Origin of the sequence: Paraburkholderia phytofirmans (genome assembly GCF_046028095.1) — a bacterium.
GTDB lineage: Bacteria > Pseudomonadota > Gammaproteobacteria > Burkholderiales > Burkholderiaceae > Paraburkholderia > Paraburkholderia phytofirmans_A.
Window position 1 is genome coordinate 455305 of sequence record NZ_JAQQDJ010000003.1, and the last position, 19689, is coordinate 474993.

Annotated in this window: 14 protein-coding genes; 6 read left to right on the plus strand and 8 right to left on the minus strand. The window is 63.0% G+C overall.

Annotated elements, in window-relative coordinates; translation table 11 throughout:
* Positions 1-262: 262 nt before the first annotated feature.
* A complete protein-coding gene (locus PQR54_RS10965) occupies positions 263-451 on the plus strand; it encodes a DUF2970 domain-containing protein (protein ID WP_408245432.1) in 189 nt (62 codons plus the stop codon).
* A gap of 33 nt (positions 452-484) precedes the next feature.
* Here PQR54_RS10965 and PQR54_RS10970 read toward each other — a convergent pair whose 3' ends face one another.
* The 3 genes from PQR54_RS10970 to PQR54_RS10980 all read right to left on the minus strand — a co-directional run bounded on the left by PQR54_RS10970 (position 485) and on the right by PQR54_RS10980 (position 4875).
* Positions 485-1900: an aminotransferase-like domain-containing protein gene (locus PQR54_RS10970; protein WP_408245434.1), complete on the minus strand. Its 1416-nt coding sequence runs from the start codon at positions 1898-1900 to the stop codon at positions 485-487.
* A 220-nt stretch (positions 1901-2120) separates the two neighbouring features.
* Positions 2121-3581: an NADP-dependent succinate-semialdehyde dehydrogenase gene (gene gabD / locus PQR54_RS10975; RefSeq protein ID WP_408245436.1), complete on the minus strand. Its 1461-nt coding sequence runs from the start codon at positions 3579-3581 to the stop codon at positions 2121-2123.
* A 10-nt stretch (positions 3582-3591) separates the two neighbouring features.
* The gene (locus PQR54_RS10980) at positions 3592-4875 is read right to left on the minus strand and encodes a 4-aminobutyrate--2-oxoglutarate transaminase (protein ID WP_116145712.1); all 1284 of its coding nucleotides are present in this window, start codon (positions 4873-4875) and stop codon (positions 3592-3594) included.
* Positions 4876-4998: 123 nt separating this feature from the next.
* Between PQR54_RS10980 and pdxR the strand changes: the two genes are divergently transcribed.
* Positions 4999-6504: a MocR-like pyridoxine biosynthesis transcription factor PdxR gene (gene pdxR, locus PQR54_RS10985; protein ID WP_408245438.1), complete on the plus strand. Its 1506-nt coding sequence runs from the start codon at positions 4999-5001 to the stop codon at positions 6502-6504.
* Positions 6505-6510: 6 nt separating this feature from the next.
* Here pdxR and PQR54_RS10990 read toward each other — a convergent pair whose 3' ends face one another.
* From PQR54_RS10990 to phnC, 4 genes are all read right to left on the minus strand, one after another.
* Positions 6511-7347 (minus strand): EamA family transporter, encoded by an 837-nt coding sequence (locus PQR54_RS10990; RefSeq protein ID WP_408245440.1) that lies wholly within the window; start codon positions 7345-7347, stop codon positions 6511-6513.
* A 279-nt stretch (positions 7348-7626) separates the two neighbouring features.
* Positions 7627-8469, minus strand: a complete 843-nt coding sequence (gene phnE, locus PQR54_RS10995; RefSeq protein ID WP_408245442.1) for a phosphonate ABC transporter, permease protein PhnE — start codon at positions 8467-8469, stop codon at positions 7627-7629.
* Entirely contained in the window at positions 8466-9443 is a 978-nt protein-coding gene (phnD, locus tag PQR54_RS11000) for a phosphonate ABC transporter substrate-binding protein (protein WP_408245444.1), read from the minus strand. Before phnD ends, phnE begins: the two co-directional genes overlap by 4 nt.
* A gap of 41 nt (positions 9444-9484) precedes the next feature.
* Positions 9485-10390, minus strand: coding sequence for a phosphonate ABC transporter ATP-binding protein (gene phnC / locus PQR54_RS11005; RefSeq protein ID WP_408245446.1), 906 nt, complete (start codon positions 10388-10390; stop codon positions 9485-9487).
* A gap of 291 nt (positions 10391-10681) precedes the next feature.
* On the opposite strand from phnC, the gene PQR54_RS11010 reads away from it, so the two are divergent.
* The 4 genes from PQR54_RS11010 to PQR54_RS11025 all read left to right on the plus strand — a co-directional run bounded on the left by PQR54_RS11010 (position 10682) and on the right by PQR54_RS11025 (position 18585).
* On the plus strand, positions 10682-11716 hold the full coding sequence (locus PQR54_RS11010) for a M14 family zinc carboxypeptidase (protein WP_408245448.1): 1035 nt from the start codon (positions 10682-10684) through the stop codon (positions 11714-11716).
* Complete coding sequence (locus PQR54_RS11015) at positions 11713-12513, plus strand: alpha/beta fold hydrolase (RefSeq protein WP_408245450.1); 801 nt, start codon at positions 11713-11715, stop codon at positions 12511-12513. The genes PQR54_RS11010 and PQR54_RS11015 overlap by 4 nt, the downstream gene beginning before the upstream one ends.
* A gap of 169 nt (positions 12514-12682) precedes the next feature.
* Entirely contained in the window at positions 12683-17524 is a 4842-nt protein-coding gene (locus tag PQR54_RS11020; protein ID WP_408245452.1) for an NAD-glutamate dehydrogenase, read from the plus strand.
* Positions 17525-17679: 155 nt separating this feature from the next.
* Entirely contained in the window at positions 17680-18585 is a 906-nt protein-coding gene (locus PQR54_RS11025; protein WP_408245454.1) for a cation diffusion facilitator family transporter, read from the plus strand.
* 16 nt (positions 18586-18601) lie between these two features.
* Here the strand turns inward: PQR54_RS11025 and PQR54_RS11030 are convergent, their stop codons facing one another.
* Entirely contained in the window at positions 18602-19582 is a 981-nt protein-coding gene (locus PQR54_RS11030) for an aldo/keto reductase (protein ID WP_408245456.1), read from the minus strand.
* Between the last annotated feature and the right edge of the window lie 107 nt (positions 19583-19689).

Below are 19689 nucleotides of genomic sequence, written 5' to 3' on the forward strand. Positions count from 1 at the left end.
TGGTTCCGTCGGCATCGACACATGACGTGCCGCGCCGGATCCAAGGGCTTCTGGCGAACGATAGAGGCAATGGCAGCCGCTGAAAAGCAGCAGATGCCGCTGAAAACACGCTAGCAGTTGGTTAGCGAACCGGCGGGGCGGCGACCGGACAGAAGCGCAAGACTGCTGCGCTGGAATTGATCGCAACTGCTACTGTTTTGGGTGACCTGACGGGTTCAGACTATCGCGTGAGATACAACAACCTTGCCTTGAAGGTGACGCGATGAACCTCTTGAAGATGACGCGAATCGTATTGTGGAGTTTTTTCGGCATCCGCCGCGGCGCCTCGCATCAGGCCGACATGGCTGGCGTCAAGCTGCCGCTGTTGCCGCTCGTCGCGGTGGCGCTCGCCGGTGGATTCGGCGCGACGCTGTTTGCGCTCGCCCGGCTTGCGGTCAACGTCGCACATTGACGGTGGCGGCGCTTGTGCAGGAAAGCGCGTGGTTCAGCGGCTCGCCTGCTCGAGCAGCGAGCCCAGCGTTTGGACAGCGCTCTCCGTACTGTCGCTCCACGGATGACCGAAGTTCAAGCGGATATGATTCCGGAATTCGTGCCGCGCGGAGAAAATCGGACCCGGCGCGATGCTGATGCCGTTCTCTATTGCAAGGCGGTGCAACTGCATCGCGTCGACGTGCGACGGCAGCCGCAGCCACAGAAAATAGCCGCCGGAGGGCAGCGTCCAATGCGAATCCTCCGGCATGCAGCGGCGCAGCGCGGTGTCCATCGAGGCGAGTTGATTGCGGAACGCGCCGCGTAGTTTCCGCAGATGCTTGTCGTACCCGCCGTGCTGAAGATAGTCCGCTATCGCGGCTTGGGCGGGAATGCTGGCCGATAACGTGGTCATCAACTTCAGACGCTGCACTTTCTCGGCGAAGCGCCCCGCGGCGACCCAACCAATGCGGTATCCCGGTGCGAGCGTCTTCGAAAACGAACTGCAGTGCATCACGAGCCCCTTCGTGTCGAAGGCGATGGCGGGCAGCGGGTAGGTCGCCGCATGATGCAGTTCGCCGTACACGTCATCTTCGATAAGCGGCACGTCACGCTGGGCGAGAAGTTCGACCAGCGCTTTCTTTTTCTCCTGCGACATCGCCGCGCCGGTCGGATTCTGATAGTTGGTCATGAACCAGCATGCGCGGATAGGGTGCTTGTCGAGCGCATCCGAGAGCGCTTGCAAATCAATGCCCGAAACAGGATCGACCGGAATCTCGACCGCCCGCAGATCGAGGCGCTCGATGGCCTGCAGCGCCGCATAGAAGCCGGGCGACTCGATCGCGACCACGTCGCCTGGGCGCGTCACGGCCATCAAACACAGGTTCAATGCTTCCAGCGCGCCATTGGTGACGACGAGTTGCTCCATCGGCTGAGCAACGCCCATCCCCATGTAACGCAACGATATCTGGCGACGCAATGGCTCATTGCCCGGCGGAAGATCGACGACGGTGCTCCACGGACTGATCAAACGGCTCGAATGCCCAAGCGACCTGGCAAGACGCTGAAGCGGAAACAGTTGCGGAGATGGAAAGGCCGAACCGAACGGCACCACATTGGGATGCTTCGCGGCTTCGAGCACGGAGAATACTAGGTCGCTGATTTCGACCTTGGCGGACTCCAGAGCGGTTTGCGGTTGAGGCGCTGGTTGCTGTTCGAGCGCGGCTCCAGGCGCGACGTAGTAGCCCGAGCGTTCACGTGCTCGAATCAAGCCCCACTCTTCAAGCAGGTAATAGGCGCGAAACACGGTGGACTGGCTGACGCCGTGCTGCGTGGTGAGGTGCCGCAAAGACGGCATGCGGGAGCCGACCGGACGGCTGCCCGAGCGAATTTCATCGGCCATGGTGTTGGCCAGTATTTCGAAGCGTTTCATTTAACGGTCGTTATTCGGCTGCGCGCACCGCGGTCAAGTGCCGCAATTGTGCCAGCAGTTTAACGACAGACCTGGCGGAGTAGGGATCCGTTTTCGTTCGCAACGCAAGAGCGGGCGTTGTCACCACACAGCAGGCCTGTTTCCACTGGGCCAACGAAAAACGGCCACGTCAGACATGTCGACGTGGCCGCTTCTCACTTTCTCACTTCAAGCTTCGCGTTCAGATTCCGCCGACGCACATGTACTTGATCACCACGTAGTCGTCGATGCCGTAATGCGAACCTTCGCGGCCCAGGCCCGATTGCTTGACGCCGCCGAACGGCGCGACTTCGTTCGAGATGAGGCCCGTGTTGATGCCGACCATGCCGTATTCGAGCGCTTCCGCGACACGCCAGACACGGCCGATATCGCGGCTATAGAAGTACGACGCGAGGCCGAACTCGGTGTCGTTAGCGAGGCGGATCACTTCTTCATCCGACGAGAAACGGAACAGCGGCGCGAGCGGCCCGAAGGTTTCGTCGCGCGCCACCTTCATGGCCGGCGTGACATCCGCAAGCACGGTCGGCTCGAAGAAACCATGGCCGAGTGCATGACGCTTGCCGCCGGTAACGATGCGGGCGCCTTTGGCAAGCGCGTCTTCGATATGCGACTCGACCTTGAGCACGGCCGCTTCGTTGATCAGCGGACCTTGCGTGACACCGTCCTCAGTACCGCGGCCAACCTTGAGTTGTTCGACGGCGACGCGCAGTTTCTCGGCGAACGCATCGTAGACCTTGTCATGCACATAGAAACGGTTCGTGCACACGCAGGTCTGGCCGCTATTGCGATACTTCGATGCAATCGCGCCGGCCACCGCGGCGTCCAGATCCGCGTCGTCGAATACGATGAACGGCGCATTGCCGCCGAGTTCGAGCGACACCTTCTTGACCGTCGGCGCGCACTGCGCCATGAGCAAACGGCCGACCGGCGTCGAGCCGGTGAACGACAGCTTGCGCACGATCGGATTGCCCGTCATTTCCGCGCCGATGGCTTTCGGCTCGCCGGTCACGACGTTGAACACGCCGCGCGGCACGCCGGCGCGTTCGGCCAGAACCGCGAGCGCGAGCGCGGAGAGCGGCGTGGCTTCAGCCGGTTTGACGATGATCGGGCAGCCCGCCGCGAGCGCCGGACCGACCTTGCGCGTGATCATCGCGGCCGGGAAATTCCACGGTGTGATAGCCGCGCAAACGCCGATCGGCTCTTTCGTCACGACGATGCGTTTGTCGTTGGCCGGCGTCGGGATCGTGTCGCCGTTCACGCGCTTGCCTTCTTCGGCGAACCATTCGAGGAACGACGCGGCGTACTGGATTTCGCCCTTGGCTTCGGCGAGCGGTTTGCCCTGTTCCGTGGTGAGGATCTTCGCCAGATCGTCGGCGTTCTCCATCATCAGGTCGTGCCATTTGCGCAGGATCACGGCGCGCTGCTTCGCGGTCGTGGCGCGCCATGCGGGCCACGCGGCGTTGGCCGTGTCGATGGCGCGACGGGTTTCCGCCGTGCCCATACGCGGCACCGTCGCGATCGTTTCGCCCGTGGCCGGGTTCTTTACTTCGAAGGTCGTGCCGTCGTCGGCGCCTTGCCATTCGCCCGCGATGTACGCGTGGCTTTTCAGCAGCGACGGGTCTTTCAAGCTCAACGTGGTCATGTAGGTTTCCTTATGCCGCGACGGTGACGCTGTCCTTGATCACGTCTTCGAGAATCGCCATGGCTTCGTCGAAGACCGCGTCCTGAATCGTCAGCGGGAACAGGAAGCGCACCACGTTCGAATAGACGCCGCACACCAGCAGCAGCAAGCCGCGTTCGAGCGCGCGCGTCTGCACGCGCTTGGTGAACTCCGCATCCGGCTCCGTGCCGCCTGCCTTGCAGAATTCGACGGCGACCATGCCGCCGGGGCCGCGCACATCGGCGATTTGCGGCACGTCGCTTTGCAGCGCGATCAGCTTGGCCTTGACGCGGTCACCCAGCGCCGTGGCGCGCTCGCAGAGCTTCTCTTCGTCGATGATATCGAGCACCGCATGCGCGGCGGCGACCGCCAGAGGATTGCCCGCATATGTGCCACCGAGACCGCCAGGCGCTGCGGCGTCCATCACGTCAGCACGGCCGATCACGCCCGACAGCGGCATGCCGCCGGCGAGGCTCTTGGCGACCGTCATCAGATCGGGCACCACGTCGTAGTGATGCATGGCGAACAGCTTGCCGGTGCGCGCGAAACCCGTTTGCACTTCGTCGGCGATCAGCAGGATGCCGTGCTCGTTGCACAGCTTGCGCAGCGCGCGCACGAATTCGGCCGGTGCCGGATAGAAACCGCCTTCGCCCTGAACCGGTTCGAAGATGATCGCGGCCACGCGCTTCGGATCGATGTCGGCCTTGAACAGGAATTCGATGGCCTTCAGCGAATCGGCCGTGGTCACGCCGTGCAGCGGATTCGGGAACGGCGCATGGAACACGTCCGACGGGAACGGACCAAAGCCGATCTTGTACGGCGCGACCTTGCCGGTCAGCGCCATGCCCATCAGCGTGCGGCCATGGAAACCGCCGGTGAAGGCGATCACGCCCGGACGGCCGGTGGCGGCGCGGGCGATCTTGATGGCGTTTTCGACGGCTTCGGCGCCGGTCGTGAAGAACGCGGTTTTCTTCGGATGGTCGCCCGGCGCGCGCTCGTTGAGTTTCTCGGCCAGTTCGACATACGACGCGTACGGCACGATCTGATATGCCGTGTGGGTGAAATGATCGAGCTGATCGCGGATCGCGGCGAGGATCTTCGGATGGCGGTGGCCCGTGTTGCACACGGCGATGCCGGCGGCGAAGTCGATGAATCGGCGGCCTTCGACGTCCCACAGTTCCGCGTTTTCAGCGCGCTCGGCGTAAAAATCGCACATCACCCCGACGCCGCGCGGCGTGGCGGCGTCTTTCCGGCTTTTCAGTTCTGCGTTCTTCATAGTCATCTCCTTCGCTCCTCGGTTTTTGCGGACGCCGCGCGCTCAGCGCAGCACATGCAGCGACTATAATGAGATTTGGCTCTTAACTTCAGAGCCATTTCAATAAAAATGTAGGAGCCAATCATGCGCGCGAGCGTTTTGTCCGACTGGCTGGCCCAGCGCCTCGACCGGGGCAACGGCCAGCCGATCTATCGCCAGTTGCACCGGCTGCTGCAGCAGGCGATTCTGTCGCGCGAATTGCCGCCGGGCAGCAAGGTGCCGTCGTCGCGGTTGCTGGCGCAGGAGTTGGGCATTGGGCGCAACACCGTCACGCAGGTGTATGAGCAGCTCGTACTCGAAGGTTATGTCAGTTCAGCGACCGGGCGCGGTACGTTTGTCGCCGATAGTGCGCCCGACGAGATTGTCGGTGTGCCCGACGCCGAGGCACCCGTTGCGCGTTCCGAGCCGGCGCCGCAGCAGGCGCGGCGCGCGCTGTCCACGCGCGGCGCGCGGCTGATCGCGGGCGCGGGTGTGTCCAAGCGGCAGTGGGGCGCGTTCATGCCTGGCGTGCCGGACGTCACGAAGTTTCCGGCGCGCGTGTGGAGCCGCCTGCACAATAAATATTGGCGGCGGCTGCGCCCGGACCTGCTGACGTATGCGCCGGGCGGCGGCCTGGCTTCGCTGCGGCATGCGCTGGCGGACTATCTGCGCACTTCGCGCTCAGTGCGCTGCACGCCGGAGCAGATCATCATCACGACCGGGATTCACCAGTCGGTCGATCTGGCCGTGCGCCTGCTATCCGATCCCGGCGACGTGATCTGGACCGAAGACCCGTGTTATTGGGGCGTGCGCAGCGTACTGCACGTGTCCGGTCTGGAATCGCGGCCGATCCCCGTCGATGAGGAAGGCATCAATCCCTCCGCCGACGACCTCGCGCAGCCGCCGAAGCTGATGCTCGTCACGCCGTCGCACCAATATCCGCTCGGCATGGTGATGAGTCTCGCGCGACGCCGCATGCTGCTCGAATACGCGCGGCAGAACCAGTGCTGGATCATCGAGGACGACTACGACAGCGAATACCGTTATGGCAGCCGGCCGTTGGCTTCGCTGCAAGGTCTGGATACGTCGGGGCAGGTGATTTACGTGGGCAGCTTCGGCAAGACGCTGTTTCCGGGGTTGCGCATCGGCTACCTCGTCGTGCCTGAAGCGCTGGCGGAGAGTTTTGCCACTGCGAGCGCCGAGTTGTATCGCGAGGGACAACTGCTGCAGCAGGCGATGCTCGCGGAGTTCATCGCCGAAGGGCATTTCACATCGCATATTCGCAAGATGCGCACGCTGTACGGGCAGCGCCGGCAGACGCTGCTGGATGCCGCCGCGCAACGTTATGGCGACGCGTTGCCCGCAGTGGGCGGCGACGCCGGTTTGCATCTCGTGATGCAGTTGCCTGATGGCACCGACGACCTGTTGGTGGCGGCTGCGGCGCTGGAGCGCAATATCGTCGTGCGGCCGTTGTCGGGGTACTACGCGCAGCCGGCGCTGGCGCCGTCGGGTTTGCTGATCGGCTACGCGTGCGTGCCGGATGAGGAAATCGCGCCGGCTTTCAACACGCTGGCTGATGCGATCGATGCGACGTTGCCGGAGTTTGTGTGAGGCGACTCAAACCCGTATCAACACCGCCCCCAACGTCACCAACGCGCACGCAACGATCCTCTGCGCGGTCAGTTTCTCCCGCATGAACAGCCAGCCGATCAGCACCGCGAAGATCGAGCTCATCTCGCGCAGCGCGGAAACCATTGCAATCGGCAGATAGCGGTAAGCCTCGATGATCAGGCAATAGGCGCTCAACGCGAGCAGGCCCGCCGCGATGCCCTTGAGCACCACTGCGCGCCCGATAAACAGTCCCTTGGCGCCGCCGCGCCAATGCCAGGCAAGCAGAAACTGCGGAATGTTCCAGATCAGATAGACCCACATAATGTAGCTCAGGCCATTGCCCGCCAGGCGCGCGCCGATGCCGTCGACCACCGAGTATGTCGCGATGAAGAAACCGGTGAGAAGCGCGAAGGGCACGCTTTCGCCCGAAAAGCGCATGCCGCGCCGGAACGCCAGCGAGACGATGCCGAGCGACACCAGCGCCGCACCGATCGCCGCGAGCGGCTTGAGCGCCTCATGCGCGAAGACCAGTGCGCCGACGAATACGAGCATCGGCGAAAGGCCGCGCGCAATCGGATAGATCTGCCCGAAGTCGCCGCTTTTGTAGGCGCGGATCAGCGCCAGCAGATAGCCGAATTCCAGCACCACCGATGCAAAGATATACGGCCACGCCGCCGGCGCCGGCATGGGCAGCACGATCACGCCGACCGCGCTGACGGCGATATACGGCATCGCCATCATGCCGAGCAGCCAGATGCGATCTTCGGAAAGATGCAAAAACGCGTTCCACGTAGCGTGAAGCAGCGCGGAGAGCAGCAGGAGCAAAACGATCAAGGTTTCCATCGAAGACTGGGAGAGGAGAAGCGAAGGCCGGCGTGCGGGCCATGAGCCCGTGATTATTCCAGCAGAACGCCGGAATAGAGGAGTGGACGACTCGATCGAAGGGGTTTTATTTGGATAATTGAGGCGATTTGTGGCGCCAAAAAGACGCTGCAAAGGCGGGTGAAACCCCGCGTATGCAGGCTGAGACGCTGTGTGCAAAGGCACACGCGGCGGAAAGCTGACGAAGCCGGCGCTTCGCCAGACTTCCCGCCGCCGTACCCGCGTGCAGCAGGCCGTCACTCAGGTCACACGCTCGCGCAACCACGCGGAAACGAGGTCGATTACCGTCACGACCACGATCACCATGATCATCACCGCGGCCGTTTGCGCATAGTTGAACGAGCGGATCGCCTCGTACAACACCACGCCGATGCCGCCCGCGCCGACCATGCCGACCACCATCGCCGAGCGCACGTTCGATTCGAACCGATACAACGCGTACGAGATCCACAACGGCAGCACTTGCGGCAATACGCCATAGATGATTTCGTCGAGACTGGTCGCGCCGGTGGCGCGCACGCCTTCGGCGGGACGCGGATCGATGGCCTCGACCGCTTCGGCGAACAGCTTGGCGAGCACGCCGGTGGTGTGCACCCACAGCGCCAGCACACCCGCAAAGGGACCGAGCCCGACCGCGACGATGAACAGCATCGCGAAGACCATTTCATTGATCGCGCGGCACGCGTCCATCATGCGGCGCATGGGCTGCACGATCCACATCGGCGCCATGTTGTGAGCGGACATCAGTCCGCACGGCACCGCGCACACGAGCGAAAGAGCGGTGCCCCACACCGCCACCGAGAGCGTCACATACATCTCGTGCAGATAGCTGCGCCATTCGGTGAAGTCGGGCGGGAAGAAGTCCTTGGCGAACTGGCCCATGTTGCCGGAGTCGCTGAGCAGATCCAGCGGACGCATGTCGGCGCCGTGCCATGCGCCGCCCAGCACCGCGAGCACCGCGATCCAGCCGACGAGCGACAGCCAGCTGCGCTTGCCGGCCGCCGGCGCGGAATGACGCGCCGCCTGGGCGTCGAGCGCTTCGCTCGCGCGCGCCGGCGACGTGATCAGATCGACCGTGTTCATTGCTTCGATTGCGCGGTATTCAGCGCGCTCAGCTTCGCGTCGAGTGCGGCCAACTGGGTCTTGCGGTCGTCGTCGGAGAGATGCGCGTCGCTCTCGATCTTCTGTTTCTGCTGGAACAGTGCGACCTGGCGGATCGGCAGCAACTGCGCATCCGACGATGCCGCGAAGCCGCCATAGCCGAAAATGCCAGCCATCACGGCCTTTTCGTGTGCATCGGTCTTCGCATAGTTGACGAAGAAGTTACGCAGCTTGTCCTTGGTGGCTTGCGGCAGATCCTTGCGCCACACGATCGGGTCCGACGGAATCAGCGGCGAGGTCCACAGCACGCGCACCTGCGCGAACTTGTCCGGATGCTGCTTCTTCAACGAATCGAGCATTTCGGTGTTGTTGGTCGCGATATCGATCTTGTTGTTCACGACGGCCAGCAGATTCGCTTCATGGCTCGACGGCAGCACGGTCTTGAACGACGTATTGACCGGCGTGTTGTGCTGGGCGAACAGGTAGTAGCCGGGAATCAGCGTGCCCGACGTGGAGTTAGGATCGCCGAAGCCGAGCGTGACGTCCTTCGTATTCTTGAATACATCGTCGAGCGTCTTGAAGCGGCTGTTCACGTTGGTGATCAACACCGACTTATATCCGGCGTCGCCATTCGCGTACACGGTCTTGGCAAACACCTCGCCTTGCGAACGATCTACTGCTTCGATCGCCGACGCATTGCCGAGATACGCAACCTGGACCTTGTTGAAACGCATGCCTTCGATAATGCCGGCGTAGTCCGTCGCGAAGAACGCTTTCACGTTCAGGCCGGTTTGCTTGTTCATGTCCTGAATCAGCGGTTCCCAGCGCTGTTTCAGCACGGAGGACGAGTCGGTCGAAATGATGCCGAGATTGAGGTCCTCGGCTTGTGCAGTGGCGACAGTGGCAAGGGTCGCGGCGCCGACGGCCAGCGTGATCAATGAACGCAGGAATTTCATTGTTTGAGATCCGGTTGAGTTGACAGAATGAAGGGGCGCGTTCAGTTCGAGTGCGCCGGATTGAGTGCGAACGCATAGCGCGTGGAGGCGGGCGCGGTGTCCTGAGGTGGTGTGCCGCCGTTAGCGGTTTTCGTGTCGAGATCGTCCGCGCTTATGGCGGCTTCATCGAGCAACTCGCGGGCGTCGTCGCCGTAGAGTTTCTTGAGCAAGACCGGCGTGAGTGCGGCGGAAGGGCCGTCGTACACCACCTTGCCGCGGCGCAGCGCGATCGTGCGCGGACAATACTGCATCGCGATGTCGACCTGATGCAGCGAAACCAGCACCGTGAGTTGATGCTCGATATTCAGCGTGCGCAGCATCTCCATCACGCGGCGTGACGACTCGGGGTCGAGCGAGGCGATCGGTTCGTCCGCGAGCACGATGCGCGCGCGCTGCACCAGCGCACGGGCGAGCGCGGCGCGTTGCTGCTGCCCGCCGGAGAGATTGGCGGCGCGTTCGCGCGCATGTTCGCCGATGCCGACTTCGTTCAACGCAGCCATCGACAACGCCCGCTCTGCGCGCGGAAAACGACCGCTGAGTCGACGCCACAACGGCAGCCGCGCAAGCGCGCCGATCAACACATTGCTTTCGACGGAGAGCCGGTTCACCAGATTGAATTGCTGGAACACGAAGCCGATATCGCGGCGAATGCTGCGCACTTCCCGCACGATGCGGCCGTTTTGCTGAATCGGCCGGCCCAGAATCGAGATCTGCGACGGCTGCGCATCCGAAGCCGTGAAGCCCGCGATATGACGCAGCAGCGTCGACTTGCCCGAGCCCGAGGCGCCGATCAACGCAACCATTTCGCCCGGTTCGACGCGCAGATCGATTTCGTCCAAAGCCTTGCGGCCGTTGCTGAACGTCTTGCTCAACCGTTCGATACGGATTGCTTCCCGAATTGCTTCCATGAGTACCCCTTGATGCATCCGGCCTCTGCCGGCATGAGTGGGACTCATTCTAGGAAGCGTCTGTGACGGTTGAGTGAAGGCATCGCAACGTCTAGACGACTATATCTATTCATGTCTTTTTTGCGTCGCCGGCAAGGCAAATCGGAGTCATCCGTTCGAATGAAAAATGACATGCATGTGACAGGATTTGCATCGGACCGCGCGGCTTCAGCATGATCGCTGCCGGCCAGGCTATATTGCGTCAATCGGTGTGCCGTCCCCATTAACCGTGCAATTGCCTGCGACATCGTCATGCAGCCTCTGAGCTTCCTTCCCGACAGTTTTGCGGAGTACGAAGATCTCAGGACGATCCTCGAGCAGGGCAGCGCGAGCTTCGCGATTCGCACGGTGTGCGAGACGACGGTGCGCGGCCGGCAATTCGCCGTGCAGACCGCGAGCATCGGCTCCACCGACCCGCAAGCGCCGGCAATCGGCTTTTTCGGCGGCATTCACGGGCTCGAGCGGATCGGCTCGCAACTCGTGCTCGACTATATGCGCGCGCTGCTTGCGCGGCTCGAATGGGACGAACTGCTGGTGCGCCAATTGCAGTCGATTCGTCTGATCTTTATGCCGATCGTCAATCCTGGCGGCATGTGGGCGGCCACACGCGCCAACCCCAACGGCGTCGACCTGATGCGCAATGCGCCGCAGAACGCCGACGAACGTGTGCCGCTGCTCGCCGGCGGCCAGCGCGTGGGCGCGTGGCTGCCGTGGTACCGGGGTCGCGAGGGAGCGCCAATGGAGCCCGAGGCTTCGGCGCTGCTGCGAGTGGTCGAAACCGAACTGGCCACGCGGCCGTTGAGCATCGCGCTCGATTGCCACTCGGGCTACGGCTGGAGCGACAGCATCTGGTTTCCATACGCACGCACCCGCAAAGTGATGCCGCATCTGCCGGAAATGTACGTGCTGAAGACCATGTTCGAACGCGCGCATCCTCATCATGGCTACGCGTTCGAACCGCAGAGCCATCAATATCTATTGCACGGCGATCTGTGGGACTTCGCTTACGACCGCGCGCCCGCCTCCAACGTCTTTCTGCCGATGACCCTCGAACTCGGCTCCTGGTTGTGGATCAAGAAGAATCCGCGCCAGCTGTTTTCGCGTCAGGGCATGTTCAATCCGGTGAAGGCGCATCGCACGGCGCGCGTGCTGCGGCGTCACGCGAACCTGCTCGACTTTCTGGCGCGCGCGGCCTTTTCGTCGCAGCGCTGGCTGCCGCAAGGAAATCGTCGCGAGCAATTGCTGCAAAGCGCGATCGACCATTGGTATAAACCGGAAAGCGTATGAGCACGTGGATCCTGCTACGCGGCCTCACGCGTGAAGTTCGCCACTGGGGCCGCTTGCCCGGTTTGCTGCGTGCAGCCGTGAATGAATCGGCTCTTCACTTGGGCGCGCCCGGCCGTCTGCTGCTGCTCGATCTGCCGGGCAACGGCGAATTCGCGCATTTGCGCGCGCCGTCGACGGTCGCCGACATGGTCGGCTTCGTGCGCAATGCTGCTCTGCAAAGCGGCATGCCGGGTCCCTATTGCGTGCTGGCGATGTCGCTCGGCGGCATGGTGGCGACGGACTGGGCGCAACGGCATCCCTACGAGATCGCGCGGCTGGTGCTGATCAATACGAGCATGCGGCCGTTCAGCCAGATGCAGGAGCGCTTGCGTCCATCTGCATGGTCCGGTCTGCTGGGCGTGGCCGCGCACTGGCGCGACGCGCCGCGCGCGGAACACGGCATTCATCGGCTGACGTGCAATAACGTGGAAACGCTTGGCGACGATCTCGACGCCTGGAGCCGCATTCGCCGCAGCGCGCCTGTCAGCCGGGGCAATGCGTTACGGCAACTGTGGGCCGCGGCACGTTTTACCGCCGGCGAAGCAAGACCGGAATGCCCGCTGCTGATTCTTTCTTCGCGTGTCGACAAGCTGGTCGACCCTGTGTGCTCGACCAAGCTTGCGGCGGCTTGGGGCGCCCTGCATTGCGAGCATCCGTGGGCCGGCCACGACCTGCCGCACGACGACCCGGCGTGGACCAGCGAACAGGTTCGCGCATGGCTCGCGCAGGAGCACGCGGTTCCCCGAGCCGTGCTTTAAACAGCTAGGCGCGCCGTAACGACGCATTCACCGGCAGCGGGTATAACCTAAGTGCCGTCGTCCGTCGCATGCCGGTCGTCAGGTGCATAATTCCCATTCAGACGATGCATGCGAATCAAGCGAGTATCAAGCCATACCCGCCATTGCCGCCCAGCCGGGGGAGTTGATCATGCAAGCAAAGAACGAAGAAGCCGTCACGCACTTGCTGAACGATGTCGTCGAATTTGCGCGCGGGCGACTACCCGAGCCAACCTTCAAGGTCGTCGAACCTTTTCTGCGGCACTACTACGATTTCGTCGACGCCGACGACCTGCAAAGCCGCTCGATTGCCGATCTCTACGGCGCGGCGCTCGCACATTGGCAAACGGCACAGCGCTTCACGCCCGGCGCCGAACGGCTGCGCGTCTATAACCCGATTCTCGAACAGCACGGCTGGCACTCCGATCACACGGTGATCGAAATCGTCAATGACGACATGCCGTTTCTCGTCGATTCCGTTTCGATGGCGGTCAACCGTCAAGGCCTCGCGCTGCATTCGGTCGTGCATCCCGTGTTTCGCATCTGGCGCGCGCCCGACGGCAGCATCGCGCGAGCGAGCCAGGGCGCCGAAGAAGCCACCGACTCGCGTTCACACCTGACCTCGTTCATCCACTTTGAAGTGGACCGTTGCGGCGACGCCGCAAAACTCGACGCGCTGCGTGATGAAATCGCCAAGGTGCTGCGCGACGTGCGGGCGGCCGTCGAGGACTGGCCGAAAATCGTCGAACTCGCGCGTCTCACGATCAAAGGCATGAAAGCCGGCGAGGGCGGACCGGAAGGTCTGGAAGCCCGCGCGTTTCTCGAATGGATGGTGGCCGATCATTTCACCTTTCTCGGCCAGCGCGATTACGAACTGGTTCAGCACGATATCGGCTACGGTCTGCGCGCGGTGCCGGGTTCGGGTCTGGGCATTCTGCGCGATGCCTTGCGGCCCGGCGGCGCCGCCGAGATCACGCCCTTGCCGCCGGCCGCGGCCGAAATCATTTCCGGTTCGTCGCCGATCTTTCTGACCAAGGCCAACTCGCGGGCCACCGTGCACCGGCCGGGTTATCTGGACTACGTCGGCATCAAGCTGACCAGCGCGGACGGCAAGGTGACCGGCGAGCGGCGTTTCATCGGTCTCTATACGTCCACGGCGTATTTCGTGTCGGCCGCGGAGATTCCGATCGTGCGGCGCAAATGCGCGAATATCGTGAGACGAGCGGGTTTCCTGCCGAAAGGTCATCTGGCGAAATCGCTGGTCACGGTGCTCGAAACCTATCCACGCGACGAGCTCTTTCAGGCCGAAGAGAATCAGCTCTACGATATCGCGCTGGGCGTGCTGCGTTTGCAGGAGCATCAGCGCACCCGGCTGTTCATCCGGCGCGACCGTTTCGACCGGTTCGTGTCGTGTCTCGTGTTCGTGCCGCGCGACAAGTACAACACCGATTTGCGTCAGCGCATTGCCAATTTGCTGGCCGACGCATTCAACGGCGAGAGTGTCGAGTTCACGCCGTTACTGTCGGAGTCGACGCTGGCGCGCATTCATTTCGTCGTGCACGCGAAGCCGGGCGGCATGCCCAACGTCGATACGCGCGAGCTGGAAGCGCGGCTCGTGCAGGTCGCTCGCCGCTGGCAGGACGATCTCGCCGATGCATTGCTCGACGCCTTCGGCGAAGAGCAGGGCAACCGTCTGCTGCAACACTACGGCGACTCGTTTCCGGCAGGCTACCGCGACGACTATCCTGCCCGCACGGCGGTGCGCGATATCGAACTGATCGAACGCGTGCAAGGCAGCGAACGGCTCGCGATGAACCTGTACCGCCCGATCGAATCGGGCTCGCGCGCGTTTCGCTTCAAGGTGTATCGCGCGGGTTTGCCGATCGCCTTGTCGCGCAGTTTGCCGATGCTCGAACATCTCGGCGTGCGTGTCGATGAAGAGCGGCCCTATCTGATCGAGGCGCTGGGCGCGACGCCCGCATGGATTCACGACTTCGGCCTCGAACTCGCGGACGACGCCGAGTTCGACATCGAGCGCGTGAAAGATCTCTTCGAAGAAGCGTTCGAACAGGTGTGGACCGGCGCGATTGAAAGCGACGACTTCAATCGCCTCGTGTTGCGCGCGCAACTGAATGCGCGCGAGGTGACGATCCTGCGCGCGTACGCCAAGTATTTGCGGCAGGTGGGCTCGACTTTCAGCGACGCGTATATCGAACGCGCGGTGACCGGCAATCCGGCGATTGCGCGCATGCTGGTCGAACTGTTCGTGGCCCGCTTCAACCCGGTGTTGGGTGAGACACGCGAGGCGCGCGTCGACGGCTGGCTCCATACGATCGACAGCGCGCTCGACCAGGTGCCGAATCTCGACGAAGACCGCATACTGCGGCAATTTCTCGGCGTCATCAAAGCGACCAAGCGCACGAACTACTATCGCTTCGATGCCGACGGACATCCAAAGCCGTATCTCTCTTTCAAGTTCGATCCCGCGCAGGTGCCCGGCTTGCCCGAACCGAAACCGATGTTCGAAATCTGGGTGTACTCGCCGCGCGTGGAAGGCGTGCATTTGCGCGGCGGCCGCGTGGCGCGCGGCGGCCTGCGCTGGTCGGACCGGCGCGAGGACTTCCGCACGGAAGTGCTCGGGCTGATGAAGGCGCAGATGGTGAAGAACGTGGTGATCGTGCCGGTCGGTTCGAAAGGCGGCTTCGTCGTGAAGAATCCGCCGCCGCAAACCGAACGCGACGCGTGGATGCGCGAAGGCATTGCGTGTTATCAGACCTTCCTGCGCGGCCTGCTCGACGTGACGGACAATCTCGCCGGCACGACCATCGTGCCGCCGCCCGACGTGGTGCGTCACGATCCCGACGATCCCTATCTGGTGGTCGCCGCCGACAAAGGCACAGCCACGTTCTCCGACTACGCGAACGCGATCTCGCAGGAATACGGCTTCTGGCTCGACGACGCGTTTGCCTCGGGCGGCTCGGTCGGTTACGACCACAAGAAAATGGCCATCACCGCGCGCGGCGCGTGGGAGTCGGTCAAGCGGCACTTCCGCGAAATGGGCGTGGATACGCAGACCATGGACTTCACGGTGGTCGGTGTGGGCGATATGTCGGGCGATGTGTTCGGCAACGGCATGCTGCTGTCGCCGCATATCAAGCTCGTGGCCGCGTTCGATCATCGGCATATTTTTCTCGATCCGAATCCCGATCCGGCGGTCAGTCTTGCCGAACGCGGACGTCTGTTCATTCTCGACCGTTCGAGTTGGGCCGACTACGACCCCTCGCTGATTTCGGCGGGCGGTGGCGTGTTTCCGCGCAGCGCCAAGACGATTCCGCTTTCGCCGGCCGTGCAGTCGGTGCTCGGCATCAGCGCGCCGGCGCTCGCGCCCGCCGAATTGATGCGCGCGATTCTGCAGGCGCCCGTCGATCTGCTGTACAACGGCGGTATTGGCACCTATGTGAAGGCGAGTCGCGAAACGCATCTGCAAGTCGGCGATCGCGCCAACGATGCGATCCGCGTCAACGGTTCCGATCTGCAGTGCAAGGTCGTGGCCGAAGGCGGTAACCTCGGTCTCACGCAACTCGGGCGCATCGAATTCGCGCAGCGCGGCGGCCGCATCAATACCGATGCGATCGACAACTCCGCGGGCGTGGACTGTTCGGACCACGAGGTCAACATCAAGATTCTGCTGGGCCTCGTCGTCTCCGACGGCGAAATGACGGAGAAGCAGCGCAACGCATTGCTCGCCGAAATGACCGACGAAGTCGGCTTGCTCGTGCTGCAGGACAACTACTACCAGACGCAAGCGCTGTCGATTGCGGGCCGCTATGGCGTCGAATTGCTCGATGCCGAAGCGCGCCTGATGCGCTACCTCGAACGCGCGGGGCGTCTGAACCGCGTGATCGAGTTTCTGCCGACAGATGAAGAAGTCGCCGAACGGCAGGCCGCCAAACAAGGGCTCACCACGCCGGAGCGCGCGGTACTGCTCGCCTACAGCAAGATGTGGCTGTACGACGCGCTGCTCGAATCGTCGATGCCGGAAGACCCGCTCGTCAGCGACATGCTGGTCGAGTATTTCCCGAAGCCGTTGCGGCAGCGCTTCAGCGAGCCGATGCAACGCCACCCGCTGCGCCGGGAAATTCTTGCGACGCATCTGACCAATGCGTTGGTGAATCGCGTGGGCTGCGAGTTCGTGCACCGGCTGATGGAAGAAACCGACGCACAGCCAGGCGAGATCGTGCGGGCCATCATCATGGCGCGCGACGTGTTCAATCTCGACGACGTCTGGCGCAGCATCGACGCGCTCGACAACCGCGTCGCCGACGACATCCAGGCGCGCATGTTCGTCGAAGTCGCGCGGCTGGTCGAACGTTCCGCGCTGTGGTTCCTACGGCAATTGCAATCGGGCGCGGTCAGCGACGGCGACGTGGCCGGTCTGCTCGCGCGTTGCCGCGACGCGGCGCAACGCCTTGCGCCGCAATGGCCCGCGCTGTTGCCGAGCGCCGATCTCGAAGCGCTCTCCGAGCGGCAGCGCGTCTTCGCGGACGCCGGCGTGGATAGCGAACTGGCGGTGCGGATCGCGGGCGGCGAGATCTCGGCCGCGTTGCTCGATATCGCCGAAGTGTCGTCGACCAGCGGGCGCAGTCTCGAACTGGTGGCGGGCGTCTATTTCGCGCTCGGCACGCTGCTCAATTCGAGCTGGATCAGCGAACGCGCGGCCGCGTTGCCGGCGCCCACGCACTGGGACATGCTGGCGCGCGCCACGGCGGTGGCCGACATCGCGCGGCTCAAACGCGCGTTGACGACGAGCGCATTGGCCGACGCCGACGATGCCTCCACGCCCGAGGCGCTGGTCGAGGCATGGCGTGAAAAGCGCACGGCGCAACTGGAACGCTATGCTCACCTGCTGGCCGATCTGCGGGCCACGGGCGGTGCGAGCCTGTCGATGCTGCTGGTGATCGTGCGTGAAATGGCGGCCCTCGAAAGGGCATAACAAGGCTTGAGGCGAAGGAAGGCGAACGAGGCAGAGCGCAAGCGGAGCACGTTGCAAACAACACCCGGGTTGGACGCATGCCGCCCGGCATGCCCATAATACGGGCTGTTGCCCAACGAAAGCTCTTTGCAAACTCACGGACGCCTTCCAAGACGATGAAAGAAGAATCGCCGAAAGCCATTTTCTATGCGCTCGCCGCCAACCTCGGCATTGCCATCTGCAAGTTCGCCGCTGCCGCGTTCACCGGTTCCGGCTCGATGTTCGCCGAGGCCATCCACTCCACCGCCGATTGCGGCAATCAATTACTGCTGCTGTTCGGTCTGCGTGAAGCGCGCAAGCCGGCGAGCCCGCTGCATCCCATGGGCGGCGGGCGAGAAATCAACTTCTATTCGCTGCTGGTCGCGCTTCTGCTGTTCTTTGTCGGCGGCGCATTTTCGGTGTATGAGGGCGTGCATCGTCTGTTCGTGCACGAGCCGTTGCAGTATGCCTATGTGGCGCTGGTGGTGCTCGGCGTGTCGGTGGTGCTGGAGGCGCTTTCCTTGTGGGGCGCTGTCAAGGAAATCCGCAAGACGCATCCTGACAAAAGCATGTGGCGCTGGTTTCGGGAGACGCGCGAATCCGAACTGCTCGTGGTAGCGGGCGAGGATATTGCCGCGCTGGCGGGCCTGGCGATGGCCTTCGTGGCCGTGCTGCTCACCATGATGACCGGCAATCCTGTCTACGACGCGTTGGGTTCCATCGGCGTCGGCGTGTTGCTGATGGTGATCGCGTGGCTGGTGGCGCGTGAAGTGAAGTCGATGATCGTCGGCGAATCGGCAAGCCCGGAAGTGCGGCGCGCTATCGAGGCGCATCTGCGCGGGCGCACTGAAATTCGCAGCATCATCAATATGATTACCCTGCAATGGGGCCGTCATGTGGTGGTGGCCGTGCAGGCGGAAATGATCGACTACGCGAGCGGCCGCGCGATGGTCGATGCGATCAACGTGATCGAAGCGGACTTGCAGGCCACGTTCCCGCAAGTCCGCTGGGTGTTCTTCGAACCGGAGGTGCCGCGCGTTTGAGCGGCACGTCTACGGCTTACTTGAAGCCTGTCACCGCGTGCGGCACATACAACTCTTCGAGCTGACGGATTTCGTCCGCGCTTAAGTTGAGCGAAAGCGCGGCTACCGCGTCGTCGAGATGATGCAGCTTGGTCGCGCCGACGATCGGCGCGGTGATCGGCTTCTTCTGCAACACCCAAGCGAGCGCGACCTGCGCACGCGGCACGCCGCGCTCCTTGGCGATCTGGCTGACCCGTTCGACGACTCGACGATCCGCGTCTTCGGTCTGCGCGTACAGCGTTTGGCCGAATTCATCGGTCTCGGAGCGCGCGCTCTCGGTGTTCCAGTCGCGCGTCAGGCGGCCGCGCGCGAGCGGGCTCCACGGAATCACGCCGATCCCCTCGCTTTCGCAGAGCGGCAGCATTTCGCGCTCTTCCTCGCGGTACAGCAGATTGACGTAGTTCTGCATCGTCACGAAGCGCGTCCAGCCGTTCTTCTCAGCCACATGCAACGCCTTGGCGAACTGCCATGCGTACATGGACGATGCGCCGATGTAGCGCGCCTTGCCGGCTTTCACGACATCGTGCAGCGCTTCCATGGTTTCTTCGATTGGTGTGCCGTAGTCCCAGCGATGGATCTGATACAGGTCCACGTAGTCCGTGCCGAGGCGCCGCAGGCTGTGGTCGATCTCCGACATGATCGCCTTGCGCGACAGGCCGGCGCCGTTCGGGCCCGGATGCATGCGGCTGTTCACCTTGGTGGCCAGCACGATCTCGTCGCGCTTCGCAAAGTCCTTCAACGCGCGGCCGACGATTTCCTCGCTGGTGCCGTCGGAATAGACGTTGGCGGTGTCGAAGAAATTGATGCCGTGATCGAGCGCCTGCTTGATGAAGGGGCGCGCCGCTTCATCGTCCAGCGACCACGGATGCGTGCCGCGAGACGGCACCCCGTAGCTCATGCAACCGAGACAAAGACGCGATACATCGAGGCCGGTGCGGCCGAGTTTCACATAATCCATCGTGGTGCTCCTGTTATGAAGTGCACAAAGCCGGTGCGCTGCGGACTATCGATTATAAGAAAACGCCGAAGAACGCGTGCGGAGCCGATTCGCATGGTTTTGCGGCG

What these genes read in the sequence shown, in the direction of transcription:
- PQR54_RS10965 (WP_408245432.1), top strand. Translation starts at nt 263, where the DNA reads ATGAACCTCTTGAAGATGACGCGAATCGTATTGTGGAGTTTTTTCGGC.
- PQR54_RS10970 (WP_408245434.1), bottom strand. Translation starts at nt 1,900, where the DNA reads ATGAAACGCTTCGAAATACTGGCCAACACCATGGCCGATGAAATTCGC.
- gabD (WP_408245436.1), bottom strand. Translation starts at nt 3,581, where the DNA reads ATGACCACGTTGAGCTTGAAAGACCCGTCGCTGCTGAAAAGCCACGCG.
- PQR54_RS10980 (WP_116145712.1), bottom strand. Translation starts at nt 4,875, where the DNA reads ATGAAGAACGCAGAACTGAAAAGCCGGAAAGACGCCGCCACGCCGCGC.
- pdxR (WP_408245438.1), top strand. Translation starts at nt 4,999, where the DNA reads ATGCGCGCGAGCGTTTTGTCCGACTGGCTGGCCCAGCGCCTCGACCGG.
- PQR54_RS10990 (WP_408245440.1), bottom strand. Translation starts at nt 7,347, where the DNA reads ATGGAAACCTTGATCGTTTTGCTCCTGCTGCTCTCCGCGCTGCTTCAC.
- phnE (WP_408245442.1), bottom strand. Translation starts at nt 8,469, where the DNA reads ATGAACACGGTCGATCTGATCACGTCGCCGGCGCGCGCGAGCGAAGCG.
- phnD (WP_408245444.1), bottom strand. Translation starts at nt 9,443, where the DNA reads ATGAAATTCCTGCGTTCATTGATCACGCTGGCCGTCGGCGCCGCGACC.
- phnC (WP_408245446.1), bottom strand. Translation starts at nt 10,390, where the DNA reads ATGGAAGCAATTCGGGAAGCAATCCGTATCGAACGGTTGAGCAAGACG.
- PQR54_RS11010 (WP_408245448.1), top strand. Translation starts at nt 10,682, where the DNA reads ATGCAGCCTCTGAGCTTCCTTCCCGACAGTTTTGCGGAGTACGAAGAT.
- PQR54_RS11015 (WP_408245450.1), top strand. Translation starts at nt 11,713, where the DNA reads ATGAGCACGTGGATCCTGCTACGCGGCCTCACGCGTGAAGTTCGCCAC.
- PQR54_RS11020 (WP_408245452.1), top strand. Translation starts at nt 12,683, where the DNA reads ATGCAAGCAAAGAACGAAGAAGCCGTCACGCACTTGCTGAACGATGTC.
- PQR54_RS11025 (WP_408245454.1), top strand. Translation starts at nt 17,680, where the DNA reads ATGAAAGAAGAATCGCCGAAAGCCATTTTCTATGCGCTCGCCGCCAAC.
- PQR54_RS11030 (WP_408245456.1), bottom strand. Translation starts at nt 19,582, where the DNA reads ATGGATTATGTGAAACTCGGCCGCACCGGCCTCGATGTATCGCGTCTT.